This is a genomic window from Roseovarius sp. MS2, assembly GCF_051447875.1.
Classification (GTDB): Bacteria; Pseudomonadota; Alphaproteobacteria; order Rhodobacterales; family Rhodobacteraceae; genus Roseovarius; species Roseovarius mucosus_A.
Genome location: NZ_JBKHVF010000001.1, coordinates 1,444,263 through 1,460,336, shown reverse-complemented (window position 1 = coordinate 1,460,336; position 16,074 = coordinate 1,444,263). Strand labels below are relative to the sequence as shown.

General features: G+C 61.0%; 16 protein-coding genes. 2 read left to right on the top strand and 14 right to left on the bottom strand.

What is annotated here, in order from left to right:
* Window positions 1-85: 85 nt before the first annotated feature.
* Window positions 86-559 carry a 50S ribosomal protein L15 gene (gene rplO, locus ACLGGT_RS07245; RefSeq protein ID WP_008281202.1) on the bottom strand — a complete coding sequence of 158 codons (474 nt, stop codon included), beginning with the start codon at window positions 557-559 and terminating at the stop codon, window positions 86-88.
* A 379-nt stretch (window positions 560-938) separates the two neighbouring features.
* On the opposite strand from rplO, the gene ACLGGT_RS07240 reads away from it, so the two are divergent.
* Together ACLGGT_RS07240 and ACLGGT_RS07235 are read left to right on the top strand one after the other, a co-directional pair.
* Window positions 939-1,577, top strand: coding sequence for a hypothetical protein (locus ACLGGT_RS07240; protein WP_437195467.1), 639 nt, complete (start codon window positions 939-941; stop codon window positions 1,575-1,577).
* A 111-nt stretch (window positions 1,578-1,688) separates the two neighbouring features.
* Window positions 1,689-2,411, top strand: coding sequence for a vWA domain-containing protein (locus ACLGGT_RS07235; protein ID WP_198385600.1), 723 nt, complete (start codon window positions 1,689-1,691; stop codon window positions 2,409-2,411).
* 4 nt (window positions 2,412-2,415) lie between these two features.
* On the opposite strand, the gene folD is transcribed toward ACLGGT_RS07235, so the two are convergent.
* The 13 genes from folD to ACLGGT_RS07170 form a co-directional block, all read right to left on the bottom strand.
* Entirely contained in the window at window positions 2,416-3,306 is an 891-nt protein-coding gene (folD, locus tag ACLGGT_RS07230) for a bifunctional methylenetetrahydrofolate dehydrogenase/methenyltetrahydrofolate cyclohydrolase FolD (RefSeq protein ID WP_037297817.1), read from the bottom strand.
* 91 nt (window positions 3,307-3,397) lie between these two features.
* Window positions 3,398-5,074 carry a formate--tetrahydrofolate ligase gene (locus ACLGGT_RS07225; RefSeq protein WP_008281198.1) on the bottom strand — a complete coding sequence of 559 codons (1,677 nt, stop codon included), beginning with the start codon at window positions 5,072-5,074 and terminating at the stop codon, window positions 3,398-3,400.
* Window positions 5,075-5,224: 150 nt separating this feature from the next.
* Window positions 5,225-5,830 carry an MOSC domain-containing protein gene (locus ACLGGT_RS07220; RefSeq protein WP_008281197.1) on the bottom strand — a complete coding sequence of 202 codons (606 nt, stop codon included), beginning with the start codon at window positions 5,828-5,830 and terminating at the stop codon, window positions 5,225-5,227.
* Window positions 5,831-5,895: 65 nt separating this feature from the next.
* Complete coding sequence (locus tag ACLGGT_RS07215; protein WP_232279207.1) at window positions 5,896-6,612, bottom strand: methyltransferase domain-containing protein; 717 nt, start codon at window positions 6,610-6,612, stop codon at window positions 5,896-5,898.
* A gap of 62 nt (window positions 6,613-6,674) precedes the next feature.
* On the bottom strand, window positions 6,675-8,591 hold the full coding sequence (ftsH, locus tag ACLGGT_RS07210) for an ATP-dependent zinc metalloprotease FtsH (RefSeq protein WP_437195463.1): 1,917 nt from the start codon (window positions 8,589-8,591) through the stop codon (window positions 6,675-6,677).
* Window positions 8,592-8,670: 79 nt separating this feature from the next.
* The gene (gene tilS / locus ACLGGT_RS07205; RefSeq protein ID WP_437195461.1) at window positions 8,671-9,927 is read right to left on the bottom strand and encodes a tRNA lysidine(34) synthetase TilS; all 1,257 of its coding nucleotides are present in this window, start codon (window positions 9,925-9,927) and stop codon (window positions 8,671-8,673) included.
* Window positions 9,924-10,766, bottom strand: coding sequence for a tol-pal system protein YbgF (gene ybgF, locus ACLGGT_RS07200; RefSeq protein ID WP_151977630.1), 843 nt, complete (start codon window positions 10,764-10,766; stop codon window positions 9,924-9,926). The genes tilS and ybgF overlap by 4 nt, the downstream gene beginning before the upstream one ends.
* A gap of 20 nt (window positions 10,767-10,786) precedes the next feature.
* On the bottom strand, window positions 10,787-11,305 hold the full coding sequence (gene pal, locus ACLGGT_RS07195) for a peptidoglycan-associated lipoprotein Pal (RefSeq protein WP_008281190.1): 519 nt from the start codon (window positions 11,303-11,305) through the stop codon (window positions 10,787-10,789).
* Window positions 11,306-11,379: 74 nt separating this feature from the next.
* Window positions 11,380-12,693, bottom strand: a complete 1,314-nt coding sequence (tolB, locus tag ACLGGT_RS07190) for a Tol-Pal system beta propeller repeat protein TolB (protein WP_420541231.1) — start codon at window positions 12,691-12,693, stop codon at window positions 11,380-11,382.
* Window positions 12,694-12,701: 8 nt separating this feature from the next.
* Complete coding sequence (locus ACLGGT_RS07185; protein WP_437195458.1) at window positions 12,702-13,841, bottom strand: energy transducer TonB; 1,140 nt, start codon at window positions 13,839-13,841, stop codon at window positions 12,702-12,704.
* Between the two features lie 11 nt (window positions 13,842-13,852).
* Complete coding sequence (gene tolR / locus ACLGGT_RS07180) at window positions 13,853-14,326, bottom strand: protein TolR (RefSeq protein ID WP_008281187.1); 474 nt, start codon at window positions 14,324-14,326, stop codon at window positions 13,853-13,855.
* Window positions 14,327-14,329: 3 nt separating this feature from the next.
* A complete protein-coding gene (gene tolQ / locus ACLGGT_RS07175; RefSeq protein ID WP_008281186.1) occupies window positions 14,330-15,025 on the bottom strand; it encodes a protein TolQ in 696 nt (231 codons plus the stop codon).
* 159 nt (window positions 15,026-15,184) lie between these two features.
* A complete protein-coding gene (locus ACLGGT_RS07170; protein WP_151977624.1) occupies window positions 15,185-15,898 on the bottom strand; it encodes a response regulator transcription factor in 714 nt (237 codons plus the stop codon).
* Window positions 15,899-16,074 lie beyond the last annotated feature (176 nt).

Sequence of the window (16,074 nt, the reverse complement as noted above, 5' to 3'; positions counted from 1 at the left end):
CCGCCTTGGGCTGTTTTCCAGCTCAGGCGGCGTCAAAGGAAAACTTGGGCTATATGTAAGCGGCACAGATGCCGCTCACAACCTCTTATTCAGCCGCTTGCGCGGTTGTGACCGAGAGGGAGCCGCCGGCCTTTTCGACCGCTTCAATCGCAGCGCGCGAGGCACCTGTGACCTGAATGGTCAACTTGGCGGTCACGTCACCCTTGTTCAGGACGCGGATACCATCAAGTTTGCGACGGACGAGACCCGAGGACACCAGTGTTTCTTCGGTGATCGGCGCAGAGCCGTCAATCTTGCCAGCCTCAACGAATTTCTGGATCAGGCCAAGGTTAATGACAGCAAAAGATTTGCGGTTCGGCTTGTTGAAGCCGCGCTTGGGGAGACGCTGATAGAGCGGCATCTGGCCACCCTCGTAGCCACCGATCGAAACACCCGAACGGGATTTCTGACCCTTGATACCCCGGCCAGCGGTTTTACCCATGCCGGAACCCGGACCACGGCCAACGCGCTTTTTGCGCTTGGTGGCACCGGGATTGTCGTGCAGTTCATGCAGTTTCATGTCGCTATCTCCTTGCCGGATGCGGCCCCCAGCGACGGGAGCGGCCGAACGCGGCGTGTGTGGGTTAAGTCGGACCCCATTACGAGGCCACCGGGGGCGTATAGACGGTGCCGAGGTCCTTGACAAGAGCGGCGCATCGCGCCCGAAACCACGATAGCCTCGCTGGAAATTCTCGCGATAACCCAGACTTTGCGCTATCCGTTGAGCGCAGCGCAGGCAGGAAAAGACAAGCCACTGAGCCAGTCGGCGGTCGCCCGGGTAGCTTGATCAGCGGAATACCAGACTCCTCGATTTTGTCGCGGGCTGTGTTCGCTCGACAGAGCTTGGGGTCGAAACCGGACCAGTTGGTCGCCCCCTCCTGACCAGACCGGATTGGAATGTGCGCTACGCCGATGTCAGCACCACAAACGAGCTGAGACGCCTTAACAGAAGCAGCCCGCTGAGGCGCGCAGATCGGGTGGTTGAGGCCGATTATGTGCTCACGAACATCACCCTGCCGCAGGCAATTCCGGGCGCAGGGGTGCGCTTTGTCTTTGCGTCCCATGTTTATGAGCATATAGCCAATCTGCCTGGGTTTTTCCGTCAGCTTGCGGCTGAGATGGGTCCGGGCGGTGCCATCACCGGGGCGTTTCCCGACAGTCGTTATACTTATGACATTGATCGCCCCAGAACGACACTTGGCCAGTTCATCGACCGCGAGACGCGTGATATCGCCGGCCCGGACGCACAGACGGTTTTTGACCATTTTTATCATTTCAGGCCGTTCAAAGCAGGACAGGTCTGGCAGCACGGCGCCAATCATGGTGTCGCGCGCCAGTTCTCGTTGGCACATGCGCGTAAGATGATGAACACGGCCCGCACCAGCTATGTCGACGTGCATTGCAACATTCTGACGGATCAAGAGTTTGTTGAACTGACCGAGACGTTTCCAGAACTTGGCATCAACCTTACTCTTCACAAAATGGTCGAAACCTTTCGACCGATGAACGAATTTCATTTCTGCCTGAAAGTCGTGTGACCGGTCGGAGAAAGCCCGTGCATGCTGCGCAAGTTTGGCAGGGTCAGTTCTCTGGACATATGCTGAGACCGCGATAGGCTAAGGGCGCGATCCTGAGACCGGAGGCCCCTGATGCGCGCGATTGCTCTCTGCCTAGCCCTCGCTGTTCTGCCGGGCCCAACGCCACAGGCGGCCACGGGCTGTGCTGCTGATGCGATGCTGGTATTTGACGGGTCTGGGTCCATGGCCGAGGTGGGACATGATCCAACTGCCGCAACCCGGATCATCGAGGCGCGCGCGGCACTGCGGCGCGTGATGCCCGACGTTGCACCCTATCGGCGGATTGGCCTCTTGTCCTATGGGGCTGGGGGTAGTCATCCCTGTTCGGGGATCACCCGGCACTTTGCCCCTATGCCGGATGCGGCGGCTGCGGTGGTGGTGGCGGTCGACGCGCTGATGCCCGGCGGCCTGACCCCGATTGCCGCCTCGGTGGCGGCGGCGGCAGAGGTGTTAGAGTATCGCACACAACCCGGGATCGTGGTCTTGGTTACGGATGGCAACGAGACCTGCGGCGGTACGCCCTGTGCGCTTGGGGCAGCCTTAACCGCAGAGGCGCGCGATTTGACGGTACATGTGATCGGATTTCGCGTTGTGCATGACCCGTTCTCGTGGAACAGCCCCGAGGCGCAGGGCTATGACGGGCAGACCGTCGCAAAATGTCTGGCCGATGCGACGGGGGGAGTGTTTGTATCGACCGAAACAGTCGACGAACTGGTCGATGCCCTGCGCGAGACACTTGGTTGCCCGCTGATTGGTGGGCTTGGGGCAGGCGCCCCGCCACGTGGGCGGGGCTGATCGTTCAGGCCGTCAGGCCCTCTGGCTCGGCCAGACCATTGGCGCGGCAGCAGGCGGTGAGGGTATTGGCCAAGAGGCAAGCGATGGTCATCGGGCCGACGCCGCCCGGCACTGGGGTGATCGCCCCGGCAACAGCGGCGGCCGAGGCGTAATCGACGTCGCCGACCAACACAGTCTTGCCGTCCCGTTCGATCCGGTTGATGCCCACGTCGATCACGGTAGCCCCCGGCTTGATCCAGTCGCCCGGCACCATTTCAGGGCGACCGACGGCAGCCACGACGATATCGGCGCGACGGCAGACATCGGCGATATCCTTGGTCCGGCTATGAGCAATCGTGACAGTGCAGCTATCGCCCAAAAGAAGCTGTGCCATTGGCTTGCCCACGATGTTCGAGCGGCCAAGCACCACAGCATCCATGCCCGCCAACGAGCCGTGATGGTCGCGCAGCATCATCAGGCAGCCCAAGGGCGTGCACGGCACCATGGATTTCTGGCCAGTGCCCAAGAGGCCGACGTTGGAAATATGAAAACCGTCCACATCCTTGGCCGGATCAATAGAGTTGATCACCAGATCGGAATCGAGATGCTTTGGCAGCGGCAATTGCACGAGGATGCCGTGCACGGTGGCGTCTTTGTTGAGACGGTCGATCAGTGCCAGAAGATCAGCCTCTGACGTGTCAACATCCAGCTTGTGCTCGTAGGAATTCATGCCCACTTCGACGGTCTGCTTGCCCTTGGAGCGGACATAGACCTGACTGGCCGGGTCTTCGCCCACAAGCACCACCGCGAGGCCCGGCGTGATGCCGTTTTCCTCTTTCAGGCGCGTCACATGCGAGGCCACCTTGGTCCGCACCTCTGCGGCAAAGGCTTTGCCGTCGATCACTTTAGCCGTCATTCCCAGCCCTTTCATCGTGCTTTAAATCGTTCTGCGCAACGCGCAAGGCCGCCCAGAGCGCGATACTCTGGGCGGCCTTATTTGGTAAGGTTTAGAACAGGCCTTCGATCTGGCCGTCGTCGTTGAGACGGATCGTCTCGGCAGCAGGTTTGCTGGGCAGACCCGGCATTGTCATGATCTCGCCACAGACGACGACGACAAAGCCAGCACCGGCCGAAAGACGCACTTCGCGGACCGGTACGGAATGGCCGGTGGGCGCACCGCGACGGTTCGGATCGGTGGTAAAGCTATACTGCGTCTTGGCCATGCAAACTGGCAGATGGCCATAACCCTGCGCTTCCCATTCCTTGAGCTGGCTGCGGATCTTTTGATCGGCCAACACCTCGTCAGCGCGATAGATGCGCTTGGCGATGGTTTCGATCTTTTGGAACAGCGGCATGTCATCGGGATAGAGGGGCGCGAAATTGGCATTCCCGGCCTCGGCCACTTCGACCACTTTGCGCGCCAGAGGCTCAGAGCCTTCGGAGCCCAGTTCCCAATGGCGCGACAGCACGGCTTCGGCACCATGATTGGCAACAAAGGTTTTGACGGCTTCGATTTCTGCTTCCGTATCGGTGACGAAATGGTTGATCGCCACAACCACCGGCACGCCAAAGGATTTGACGTTCTCGATGTGGCGTCCAAGGTTCGGGCAACCCGCCTTGACCGCATCAACGTTCTCGGCACCCAAATCTGCCTTGGCGACGCCGCCGTTCATCTTCATCGCACGCACGGTGGCCACGATGACCACGCAATCGGGGGCAAGACCCGCCTTGCGGCATTTGATATTCATGAACTTTTCTGCACCAAGGTCAGCGCCAAAGCCCGCTTCGGTCACAACATAGTCGCTGATCTTGAGCGCGGTCGTGGTCGCGATGACCGAGTTACAGCCATGCGCGATATTGGCGAAGGGTCCGCCATGCACGAAGGCAGGGTTGTTTTCCAGCGTTTGCACAAGGTTGGGCTGCATCGCATCTTTGAGAAGCACAGTCATCGCGCCTTCGGCCTTGATATCGCGGCAGAAGACGGGGCTGCGGTCGCGGCGATAGGCCACGATCATAGACCCCAGACGCTCCTCAAGATCCTTAAGGTTCTTGGAGAGGCAGAGGATTGCCATGACCTCGGACGCGACAGTGATGTCAAAGCCATCTTCGCGCGCAAAGCCGTTGGAAACACCGCCCAGCGACGAGGTGATCTGGCGCAGCGAGCGGTCGTTCATGTCGACCACGCGACGCCACACTACGCGGCGGGTGTCGATGTTCTGCTCGTTACCCCAATAGATGTGGTTGTCGAGCATGGCGCTGAGCAGGCTGTGTGCGCTGGTGATGGCGTGGAAATCGCCGGTGAAGTGCAGGTTCATGTCCTCCATCGGGACAACCTGTGCATAGCCGCCGCCGGCTGCGCCGCCCTTCATGCCAAAGTTTGGCCCAAGGCTGGCCTCGCGGATGCAAACGGTGGCCTTCTTGCCGATGCGATTCAGGCCGTCACCAAGACCAACAGTGGTCGTGGTCTTGCCTTCGCCTGCAGGGGTGGGGTTGATCGCAGTCACGAGGATCAGCTTACCGTTCTTGTTGCCCTGAACGGAGTCGATGAATTTCTGGCTGACTTTTGCCTTGTCATGGCCATAGGGCAGAAGATCGTCGTTCGAGATGCCCCGCTTTTCGCCGATCTCTTGGATCGGTCGCTTCTTGGCCTCCCGTGCAATCTCGATGTCGCTCTTGTAACCCATAGTCGTTTCCTTCCCTCGTCTGTTGGGCTTGATCTGACCACGGTGATAGCCAATTCTCGGCATCCCACAGCATGCGAATCCGACACATGGGCCTGTGCTTGCGGCGGATCACCGCAGACGGTGTCGGATCGGAAACCGAGAAAGGGGGGGTCAGAGCAACGTGGCGCGCACACGCGAGAGTTCGGACCAGACCGGCTGATCGGGAATATGCAGGCGCAGCATTTGCCCCAAGGCCAGCCGCCCCTCACGTTCGACCCAAGCGGTGACACCGCGCCGCCCGAGAGCCGCGCGCTTGAACCGTGCACCAAAGCCCGGGGCGTGGGTCTCGATCACCTTGGCAGGCAGGTGACAGGGGCGATTTTCCATATCAATCACCAGCGTCACCCCATCCGGCCCTTGCAGGCGCGATGAGGGAGGTAAATGGCTGAGGTCGGGAATGCCACTGATCACCAGCGAGGCACCCAGCCAGCTTGGTTCAAGCCGTGCAACGCCCATGGTGGCGGCGATGGCTGTCAGCTCTTCGTCTGAAAGGACGGAAAATTGCCGCGCATTGCGGATTTCGGTGCCTCTGGGGTGCTGGGAAATGACGCGGCTACATGAAGGGCGGGTCAGGCCCGCGTGCTCTTCGCCCGCGACACCGGCAAAGGTCACGTCGACCGCGTCGAGCGGTTCGGCTGCCAGAGACGCATCGCGCTGCGCCACTCGGCCCAGCCAAGTGATTCGGCCCTCATACTCGGTTGGCATCAATGCGGGCATTGATCTTTGCGCCCCGTTTCTTCTTGGTGGAAAATACTCGCCCCGCAGGGCCGTTCAAATTCAAGTCAGACGGTCAGGGTAAAGAACATGCGGCGGAACGGGAACAGCACAGTACCATCGGCACGAACCGGGTAGGCGCTATGCATCACCTCTTCGTAACGACGAATGAGATCGGCCTTTTCATCCGGCTCGAGCGCGGCCAGAACCGGGCGGGCATAGGTGCTTTCGGTATAGCGGCGCACCGGGTGGCTCCCGGGTTCGGCGGTCAGCCTTTGATAATAATCCGTTTCCCAGAGGCGGAATTGACCGAGCGGCGCCAGAAGTTCCTCGTATTTGATCGGAGACATCACACCGGGGGTGCCCATCTTTTCGATCCGCCCGGCAAAGAGTTCCTCTGCCAGCGAGAGCCAGACACGGTGCGAGGGGGCCTTGTTCTGGTGCGGCATCTGCACAGCCAGCGTCCCGCCCTTGCCCAGCATGCGGACGAGCCGGGGCATAAGTGCTTCGTGATTACCAACCCAATGCAGGGCCGCGTTGGAATAGATCAGGCCCGGCGCGCGGCGCGGGTGCCACTCGGCGATATCGGCCTGTTGGAGGGCGTCATAACCCGTCCCTTGTGCCTTTTCGAGCATGGCGGGGCTGGCATCGACCCCCACAACCGCGCGATTGCCCGCGCGGGCACGCAGGGTTTCGATCATCACGCCGTTGCCGCATCCCAAGTCCACCACATCGCCCGCGCCCATCTGACCGACGGCGTTCAAAAGATCGAGGGCAGGCCGCAAGCGTTGATCCCGGAACCTTGCATAGGCTCCGGGATTCCAATCCTGTTTCGCGGCATTCGTGCTCACGTTGAGGGCTCTGGCTCCAGCCCGCCGTCGCCGGGCGTGGATTTGGGCTTGGTTTTCGGGATTGCGGTTACAGAGGGCTTGCTGGCTTCGGCACTGCCGTCGTCATCGTCATTCGCCGAGGGAAGTTCGCCCCGCATCACGCGCTTGATCTCGTCTCCGGTCAGTGTCTCGTATTCCAAGAGACCCTGCGCCAGACGTTCCCAATCTTCCTGACGATCAGTCAGGATTTTCTTGGCCCGAATATAAGCCTCGTCGATCAGGCGTTTGACCTCTTCCTCGATCAGCTCTTTGGTATGTGCGGAAATCGAGAAGCCACCGGCACCATTGCCCATATAGCCTTCGTGCGCCTGCTCATAGTCGATATTGCCAACCTTGTCGGACATGCCCCAGCGCATCACCATGGCGCGCGCAAGGCCACTGGCCTGTTGAATATCGCCAGCAGGGCCGTTCGACACGTTATCCTCGCCGTACTTGAGGATTTCGGCGGCTTTCCCCGCCATGGTCATGGCCAGCTTTTCCTCGCACTCAGAGCGGTGCCAATTGAGCCGGTCAATCTCGGGCAAGCTCACAACCATACCGAGGGCACCACCGCGCGGAATGATCGTAGCCTTGTAGACAGGGTCACATTTGGGCAGGGCAAGACCCACCACCGCATGCCCGGCCTCGTGATAGGCGGTCTTTTCCTTTTGATCGTCGGTCAGCACCATCGAACGGCGCTCGGCCCCCATCATCACCTTGTCTTTGGCGTTCTCGAAGTCGACCATAGTCACAAAACGTCGACCGACACGCGCAGCCATCAGCGCCGCCTCGTTGACGAGGTTGGCAAGGTCCGCGCCAGAGAAACCGGGCGTGCCGCGCGCAATCAGGCGCAGGTCCACATCGGGGCCAGGCGGTGTCTTGCGGGCGTGAACGTTAAGGATTTTCTCGCGGCCCTTGATATCGGGATTGGGCACGGTCACCTGACGGTCAAACCGACCGGGGCGCAGAAGTGCGGGGTCAAGAACATCCTTGCGGTTGGTAGCCGCGATGATGATCACGCCTTCGTTGGCCTCGAACCCGTCCATCTCAACAAGCAGTTGGTTCAGCGTCTGCTCGCGCTCGTCATTGCCGCCGCCATAGCCCGCCCCACGGTGGCGGCCGACCGCGTCAATCTCGTCGATAAACACGATACAGGGCGCGTTTTTCTTCGCTTGCTCAAACATATCGCGCACGCGGGAAGCACCCACACCCACGAACATTTCCACAAAGTCAGAACCAGAGATGGTGAAGAAAGGAACGCCCGCCTCACCCGCAATGGCGCGGGCTAGCAGCGTCTTACCGGTACCCGGAGGGCCGACAAGCAGCGCGCCCTTGGGGATTTTACCGCCAAGCCGCGAGAATTTCTGCGGGTTGCGCAGGAATTCCACGATTTCCTCGAGCTCTTCCTTGGCCTCGTCGATGCCTGCCACATCGTCAAATGTGACGCGGCCGTGCTTTTCGGTCAGCATTTTGGCTTTGGACTTGCCAAAACCCATCGCGCCACCTTTGCCGCCGCCCTGCATGCGGTTCATGAAATAGATCCACACGCCGATCAACAGAAGGAAAGGCAGAAGCGAGACAATGAAGGTCTGAAAGCCGGATTGCTGCTGGCTCTCGGCCTTGACCGGAATACCCGCATCAATCAGACGTTGGGTGATTTCTGCATCCTCGGGCTTGATCGTTGCATAATCCTGCCCATCAGCGCCGCGATAGCGCACAGTCTCGCCATCCAGCGTTACCTGGCTCACACCGCCACTGTCCACTGCCGCCACAAACTCGGAATATGGCACTGCGCGGCTCTGGAGGGTGTTGCCCGACCCGCTGAACAGGTTGAACAGCGCGAGGATCAAAAGGAACAGCACCAGCCAGAAGGCGATATTTCTTGCGTTACCCAAGGGTTCTCTCCCAAAATTCGTATCCCCGTGCGTCTAGCACAGGGCGCATGGATCATAAATAGAGATCACGGCCCTATCTTCAATGACATAATATGGACATCAGCAGATTGTCCTGCTCAGGCTTGAGGATCAGCGCCCAGCCATTCGGGTGACCCATGAGCGGGGCGGCGATCAGAGTATCCCCTTGCCAGAGGCCAGGGGCGCAGAGCGCAGAGGCATGCGGCAGGCCACTCAGGCGCCAATCCGGGCAAGCCTGCAGTCCGTTGGGTCCAAGCGCGGCTATCTCGACACCGGGGGATGCGGGGCCGGTCGCCTGCCAGCGATTGTCCCAGAGGGTGTTTACGGGCGCGCGCAGTCCCTTGACCGCGGCATATTCCCGCGTGAGGCGAAGCTGGCCGTTCTTGGGCGGCAGAAGAAGGCAGCCGTGCAGGGGCATTGTGTGGCCATCACGGGCGGCTTTGATAAAACTCGCGAGAGCGGTGCCGCGCGGCGGATACTCCTCCCCCGCAAGCCATTGCAGCATCGCCTGCATGAGACGGCGCGCGATTTCCTCAGGGAGATCATTAAATCCGGGGTGGTCGATGAGAATATCCCCAGACTGCACCTGAAGAAGTGCGCGGGCGGCGGTCAGAGTGGCATGATCCAGCGCCGTGCGAACCCCGGACAGGGTGCGCGCCACATCGGCCAGCGTCGCGGCACCAAGCCCCATGGGCGCGAGGGCCGTTAGACTCTGACGTGCGCGGGGGCGCAGGTAGGTGGTATCATCGTTGGTTGGATCATCGATCCATGATTGACCAAGTGTGCGCAGATGATCGCGAAGGGCCTCGCGGGAGAGGTCGAGTAGCGGGCGGTGAAAGGTCACCCCCGACTGCGTCCAACGCGGGCGCATCGCCGCAAGCCCATCCACACCCGCGCCGCGTGCAAGACGCATCAAAAATGTTTCGGCGACGTCGTCTTGGGTATGGCCAATGGCAATATCACGCAGGTCATTGGCGCGTGCCCAGTCAGTGAGGAGCGCATAGCGCGCCCGGCGGGCGTGGTCAGGAAGATTTCCGGAGCCATCCCAACCTTGCCAACGCACGGTGTCGTGCGGGATCGCCAGACGGGCGCAGATCTGTGCCACGTCCGCGGCTTCTTGCGCAGAGGAGGGGCGCAGCCCGTGATCAACGGTGACAGCGGCGGGCGTGGGGCCACCCGCCCGGGACCAGCCGTGAAGAAGGTGCAAAAGCGCCAGCGAGTCGCTGCCACCGGACACGGCAACGCCCAGCCGGGTAGGGATATGCCCCGCGAAATGCGCCGCGAGGCTGCTTTGTAACGGCGCGTCTGGCGGGATCACGAACAGCCCAGACGGCCCATCTCGGATTGCGCCGAAGAGACCGCCGCCGCAGTGGGATAGCGGGCCTCGACCTGGCCCAAAGTCACGCAGGCCTCTTGGGTTTGGCCCAGACGACCCAGCGCACGACCAAGACGAAAGAGCGCCTCTGGGGCCTCTGCCCCGTCGGGGGCTGCGCTGAAACTGTCAAGATAGGCGCGCGCGGCCTCGCTCTGTTGGCCAGCCGCCTCGAGCGCCTCACCGCGCAAAAGACCTGCGCGGCCAGACAACGGGCTGCCCGGATAGGTCGACAGGAAGGCGGCGAAACCTGCCGCCGCCTCGCTGTTATTGCCTGCCTGCAAGGCGGCTTCGGCGCGGTCGAAATCGTCTCGCTCACCGATGGCAAGCTGCGGATTGTCGCCGGTGCTGACCTCTGGGGTGGTCGGAAGTGGAACCGCCCCGCCACCCGCCGTCACAGGATCGACCCCGCCTAGCGTGCTGCCGGGTTCCAGCGTGGCAATGTCACAGCTGGGTTCCAGTTCGCAGAGGCGGAATTCTAGATCGCCGACGCGATTGGTGCCATCGGACACCACGCGATCAATGCGAAATTCCAGCTCTTCAGTCTTGGAGGTGAGGCGCTGCACTTCGCTTTCAATCGCATTCACGCGGTCCACCAGAGACCCGCCGCCACTCAGTTGGCCCGCAGCACCGGTGGTGCTGAGTTCACGCTTGAGATGCTGCAAAGTGACGAAAAGCACCGACAGTTCCTGACGGATGTCGGCCAGCGTCTGATCCGTCTGCGCCGGAGCAGTTTGCGGCGCAACAAAAAGACCTGCTGCCAGAATGAACGCGAAACGACGCATGGTGCGGCCCTCTTCCTAGGTTAGCTGCCTAGACCGGCGGCCAGCACAGTCACCGCGCGCCGGTTCTTGGCATAGCACGCCTCGTTGCTGCAAATCTCGATCGGGCGTTCCTTGCCGTAGCTGACCACGCGCAAGCGGTTCGGGGAAACACCGCGACCAATCAGATATTCCTGAACCGCGTTGGCGCGACGTGCACCAAGGGCAAGGTTGTATTCGCGGGTGCCTTGTTCGTCGGCGTGGCCTTCGATCACGGCAGTGAAATCACGGTTGGTGGTCAGCCAGTTGGCTTGACCGTCAAGCGTGGCTTGTGCGTCTGAGCCGAGCGTGGATTGATCGACGGCAAAAAGCACGCGATCCCCCACCGTCTGCTGGAAATAGGCCGGCGAGGTGGGATCTTGCGCCGAGCCGGCAAAGCCCGCACCGGAGTTCGCGCCATTGTTGAGATCGACAGCGCTGCCGTCGTCAAATCGGTTGGGATTGGTACAAGCGGCCAGTGCCAGCCCTGCACAGAGGATCAGTGTCTTGCTCAGATAGGTCATTTTAGCCCCATTCGTTTCTGCCTTGGCCTGTCATATCACAGCCCGCGTCCCAAGGAAACGCGGGCCTTGTGGGTTCAATTCTGAAGCGGTGACCACGAAGGATCGCTGGCCCCGGTATTGGTCGGGACCTGTTTTAGATTACGCCCGGTGATGTCCACCGAATAGAGGCTGGCCTGACCCTGTTCGCCTTGGGTTTCGCGGGTGAACATGATCACGCGGCCATTGGGGGCCCATGTTGGGCCTTCATCGAGGAAGGAGGCGGTCAAGAGACGCTCTTCGCTGCCATCGGTGCGCATGACGCCGATGTGAAAGCGCCCCTTGGACTGTTTGGTAAAGGCCACAAGATCGCCGCGCGGCGACCAGACGGGCGTGCCGTAGCGCCCCTCGCCAAAGCTGATGCGCCGGGCCTCGCCGCCACCTGCGGACATGATGTAAAGCTGCGGTGTTCCGGAGCGGTCGCTCTCGAACACGATCTGGCTGCCATCGGGGCTATAGCTGGGTGCGGTTTCGATAGAGGGGGCGGTGGTTAGCCGGGTACTGGCACCACTGCCGATGTCCATCGTATAAAGATCGGTATTGCCGCCTTGGGTCAGCGAATAGACCACGGTGCGCCCATTGGGGGCAAAGCGGGGCGCAAAGCTCATGGTGGCGTCCTGTGTGGGCAATTCGCGACGCCCCACATTGGCCACGTCGAGCACATAGATGCGCGGAAAGCCAGTTTCATAGCTGGTGTAAAGCACCCGGTCGCCGGTGGGGGAAAAGCGGGGTGCCAAAACAATGCTGGTGCTGTCGGTCAGATACTGCACATTGGCACCATCATAGTCCATGATGCCCAACCGCTTGGCGCGCTGATCCTTGGGGCCGCTCTCGGCAACAAAGACAACGCGGCTGTCGAAATAGCCGCCTTCGCCGGTGATACGGCTATAGACCTGATCGGCAACCTTGTGGGCAATACGCCGCCAGCCGTCCTGTGTTCCGACAAGCTGTTGACCTGCGCCCAGTTCCTGACCGGAAAACACGTCATAGATGCGGAATTTGGCGATGATGCGCCCGGCACCATCCGTGCTGACCGCGCCTGTAATCAGGGCCTGTGCATTGATAGCGCGCCAGTCGGCATATTGCACCGGGCTTTCAAAGCTGGTGATCCGGCTGATGTGGGCGGAACTTGGGATCTGGCGAAAGAGCCCTGTGCCATTGAGATCGGCGGCGATCACGCTGGCGATGTTGCGGCCAAGTTCCTGACCCGCCGCACTATCCGAGACGAAATCGGGCACGGCAAAGGGCAACGGTTCGATCACACCTTCAGTGATCTCGATCCGAAGCGGGCCATTGCCCTGCGCCAGAACGGGCATGGCCCAGAGTGTGAGGGCCGCAAGGAGGGTCATCATAAAGCGCATCATTTGATCCTCATACTCTCCGGATTGAATGTCATTTCGATGTCACGCCACTGGTCGTATTTTTCCGGCGGCAAGTTGAAACCATTGGCGCCGCAGCGGATGATCGCCCGGCGTGCTGCCTCGAAAGCCTGACGCGCTGCCGCATCGCCCCCGCCGGAAAAGCTGTCCATGCGGATCGAACCATTGTCCGGCCTGCCATCCTCGCCCATGCGCACCGAAACCACAACCGTAGTGCCCAGCGCCTCGGTGCTGAGCGAGCCTACGTTCCAGCATTGCTGCACAGCGACACGCAGCGCATCCTTTTCGCCAGACGTGAGCGGCGGGCCGCTGGGGGCGGTGTCGGTCTGCTGACCGGTACCAAGGGCGGCGGCCAGTGCATCGTTGACGGCGCTCTGATCGGTCGCGGGCGCAGCGGGTCTGGGTGTTTCGGTGGTAGCTGGCGCCGGAGTTTCGGTGGGCGTTGGTGCTTCGGCCTGAGCAACCGGGCGCGCGGGGCGCGGTTTGGGTCGCAGAGAGGACGTGGGCGCGGCGTCTTTCGACTCTTCCGCCTCGGTCACGATCTCGGTTGCCGCCTCTTCCTGTGCCGTAGCCTCGGCGGGCTCTTGCGGCACTTCGGCACCTTCCTCGGGCGCGACCTCGGGCTGGGCCACCTCATCAATGCGCACATCCGGTTCCGGCGGTGCCACGGCCTCGGGGGCAACGCGGGGCGCGGGGCGCGGCTTGGGCCGGGGCGAAACCTGCGGAACCACGACCGCCACATCCTCTTGCGGGGTTTCAAGCACCGGCGCAGTATCCGTCACCTCGGCGGGCGCAGGCGGGGTAATTTCCGAGACATCTGGCGCGGGATCAGGGGGCGCGGTTTCCTGTGCCCGGGGCGGCGTGCTCTCAGGCGGGGTATCGGGGATAGAGGCAAGCGGCGGCGCAGAATCGCCGGGCGCGGGCGGCTCTGGTGTGTCGACATTGGCGACAGCCTCGGGGGCGCTCTGGCGTGCGAGCAGGGCCGCGAATTCCTCAGAGGAAATAGTTGTGGCCTCCACCGCCTCGAAGGGGGGTGGATCAGAGCGGAAGACGCCCCCAAGCAGGGCCCAGCCGATAAATGCCAGATGGCCCGCGCCCGATATGATCTGTCCGGTGTTCACCAGATGCGCCCCTAGCCGCCCTGCCCGTCAAGTGCTGGACCGCCAGCATCTGTCACCAGCCCAATATTCGCAAAGCCGCCGTTGTTGAGTGCGCCCATGACCTGCATCACGTCTTGATAAGGCACTGACCCATCGGCGCGCAGGAACACGCGGGTACTCTCGCGTTCTGTCGCAATGGCGCGCAGACGGGCGACCAGTTCTTCGCGCGGCACCTCAGAGGTCTGGATCATCACGATACCCTCGGCGGTGACAGTGACGGTCAGCGGCTCTTCTTCTTCGCTGGGAAGGGAATTGGCGGCGGTTTTGGGCAATTCCACCGGCACGCCCACCACCATAAGGGGGGCGGCCACCATGAAAATGATCAAAAGCACCAACATCACGTCCACAAAGGGCGTGACGTTGATCTCAGACATCGGGCGCGAGCGGCCACGCCCGCGTCTCCGACGCCCTGAATCGCCTGATTTCTGAACGACACCCGCGCCCATGGTCTAGCTGTCCAACTGTCGGCTGAGAATGGTCGCGAACTCGTCGGCAAAGGCCTCGTATCCCGCTACAATCCGGTCGGCATCAGCGCTGAGCTTATTGTAGAAGATAACCGCCGGAATGGCCGCGATGAGGCCAAGGCCGGTGGCCAAGAGCGCCTCGGCGATGCCGGGTGCCACAACGGCAAGGTTGGTATTCTGCTGCTCGGCAATTTCGACGAAGGCATGCATGATGCCCCAGACGGTGCCAAAAAGCCCAATGAAGGGCGCGGTAGAGCCGACTGTCGCCAGCACCTGAAGCCCACTCTGAAGGCCCTCGGATTCTTTGGCGATGGCCACGTCCATACTGCGGTCGATCCGCGCCGTAGCGCCGGCGATGAGATTGCCGTCATTGCGATGGCTGCGCCGCCATTCTGTCATGCCGGCGGCAAAAATCCGCTCGGATTGACCCGCAGGTTCTGGCCCGATTTCGTCGAACAACCCATCGAGCGGCTCACCGGACCAAAAGCGGCGATCAAAGATTTCCGCCTCAAGCTGTGCCTTGCGATAGATGATGATCTTTTGAATGATGATCGACCAGGCCCAAAACGAGGACACGATCAACATGAACATCACCAGTTTAACGGTGAGAGTGGCGCGTGCGAAAAGCGCCCACATGGAGAAATCTATCTCCTGTGCCAATGCCAGGGTTTCTGCTTCCATTTGCCTGCTCTTTGTGTGTCTGGCCGTTCTCCGGCCTTATTGCAGAGCAAACTATCCTATTTGAAACGGGAAAGCCAACACCATCCGCAAGCCAGCGCTGGTTTACAGCGGAATTCGCCTCAGGATCGGGCGGATATTTGCCGGAACGTGGCGGCGGGGTCAGACTTCGTCCAGCATTTGCGCTTCGAGGAGCATATAACCTCGACCATGAACGGTCTTGATGCGGCGGTTTCCTTCCTCGCCCGCGAACAACTTGCGACGCAAGCGGCTGATGATGCCATCCACGGAACGGTCGCTGATCGACCACTGATCTCCGCGTACCGATTTGATAATCTGGTCGCGCGACAAGATCGCATTGGTATGGGCCACCAACACCATCAGCACGTCAAATTCGAATGTGGTCAATTCAATTGGCTGCCCGCCAATTCGAACAGAGCGACGCACGCCGCAGATTTCCACATTTCCTACCCGACGCAACGACGGGCTTGGCATTGGGCGGGCCCCATCGGCATCGGGTGCCGCAGCCGCTATCCGTCGCACCACAGCCCGCACACGGGCGCAAAGTTCGCGGGGGCGCACGGGTTTGACCATATAGTCATCTGCCCCCATTTCCAGCGCAAGAACGGCGTCGATCTCGTCTTCGGAATTGCCCAACAAGATTAGCCCGGCACCGGATTTGTGGCGTAACTGGCGCACGATATCATAGCCATCTACGCCACGATAACGGGCCCCCACCACGCAGATGTGTACGTTGTTGCGCTCTACCGCGTCCAAAACAGCAGAAATATCCGGACACAGCACCGTTTCGTAACCCTCTTCGGCAAGGCGCTCTGTCACAAGAAGCTTGGTTGCGCGGTCCTCTTCAAGAACCATGGCCCTTAGTGGCATATTGTCTCGCATCGATGTCTGGAGATGAATATATCGCGAGGCGAAAACCAAGGACGTCTGCGCGGGGTGAATTGGGACCGAACCAAAAATCCCATGCACTCAGGACATTTAGAAGAGTACTATCAAAGTCACCTTTTAGACACAAGCATCTACGACCGATG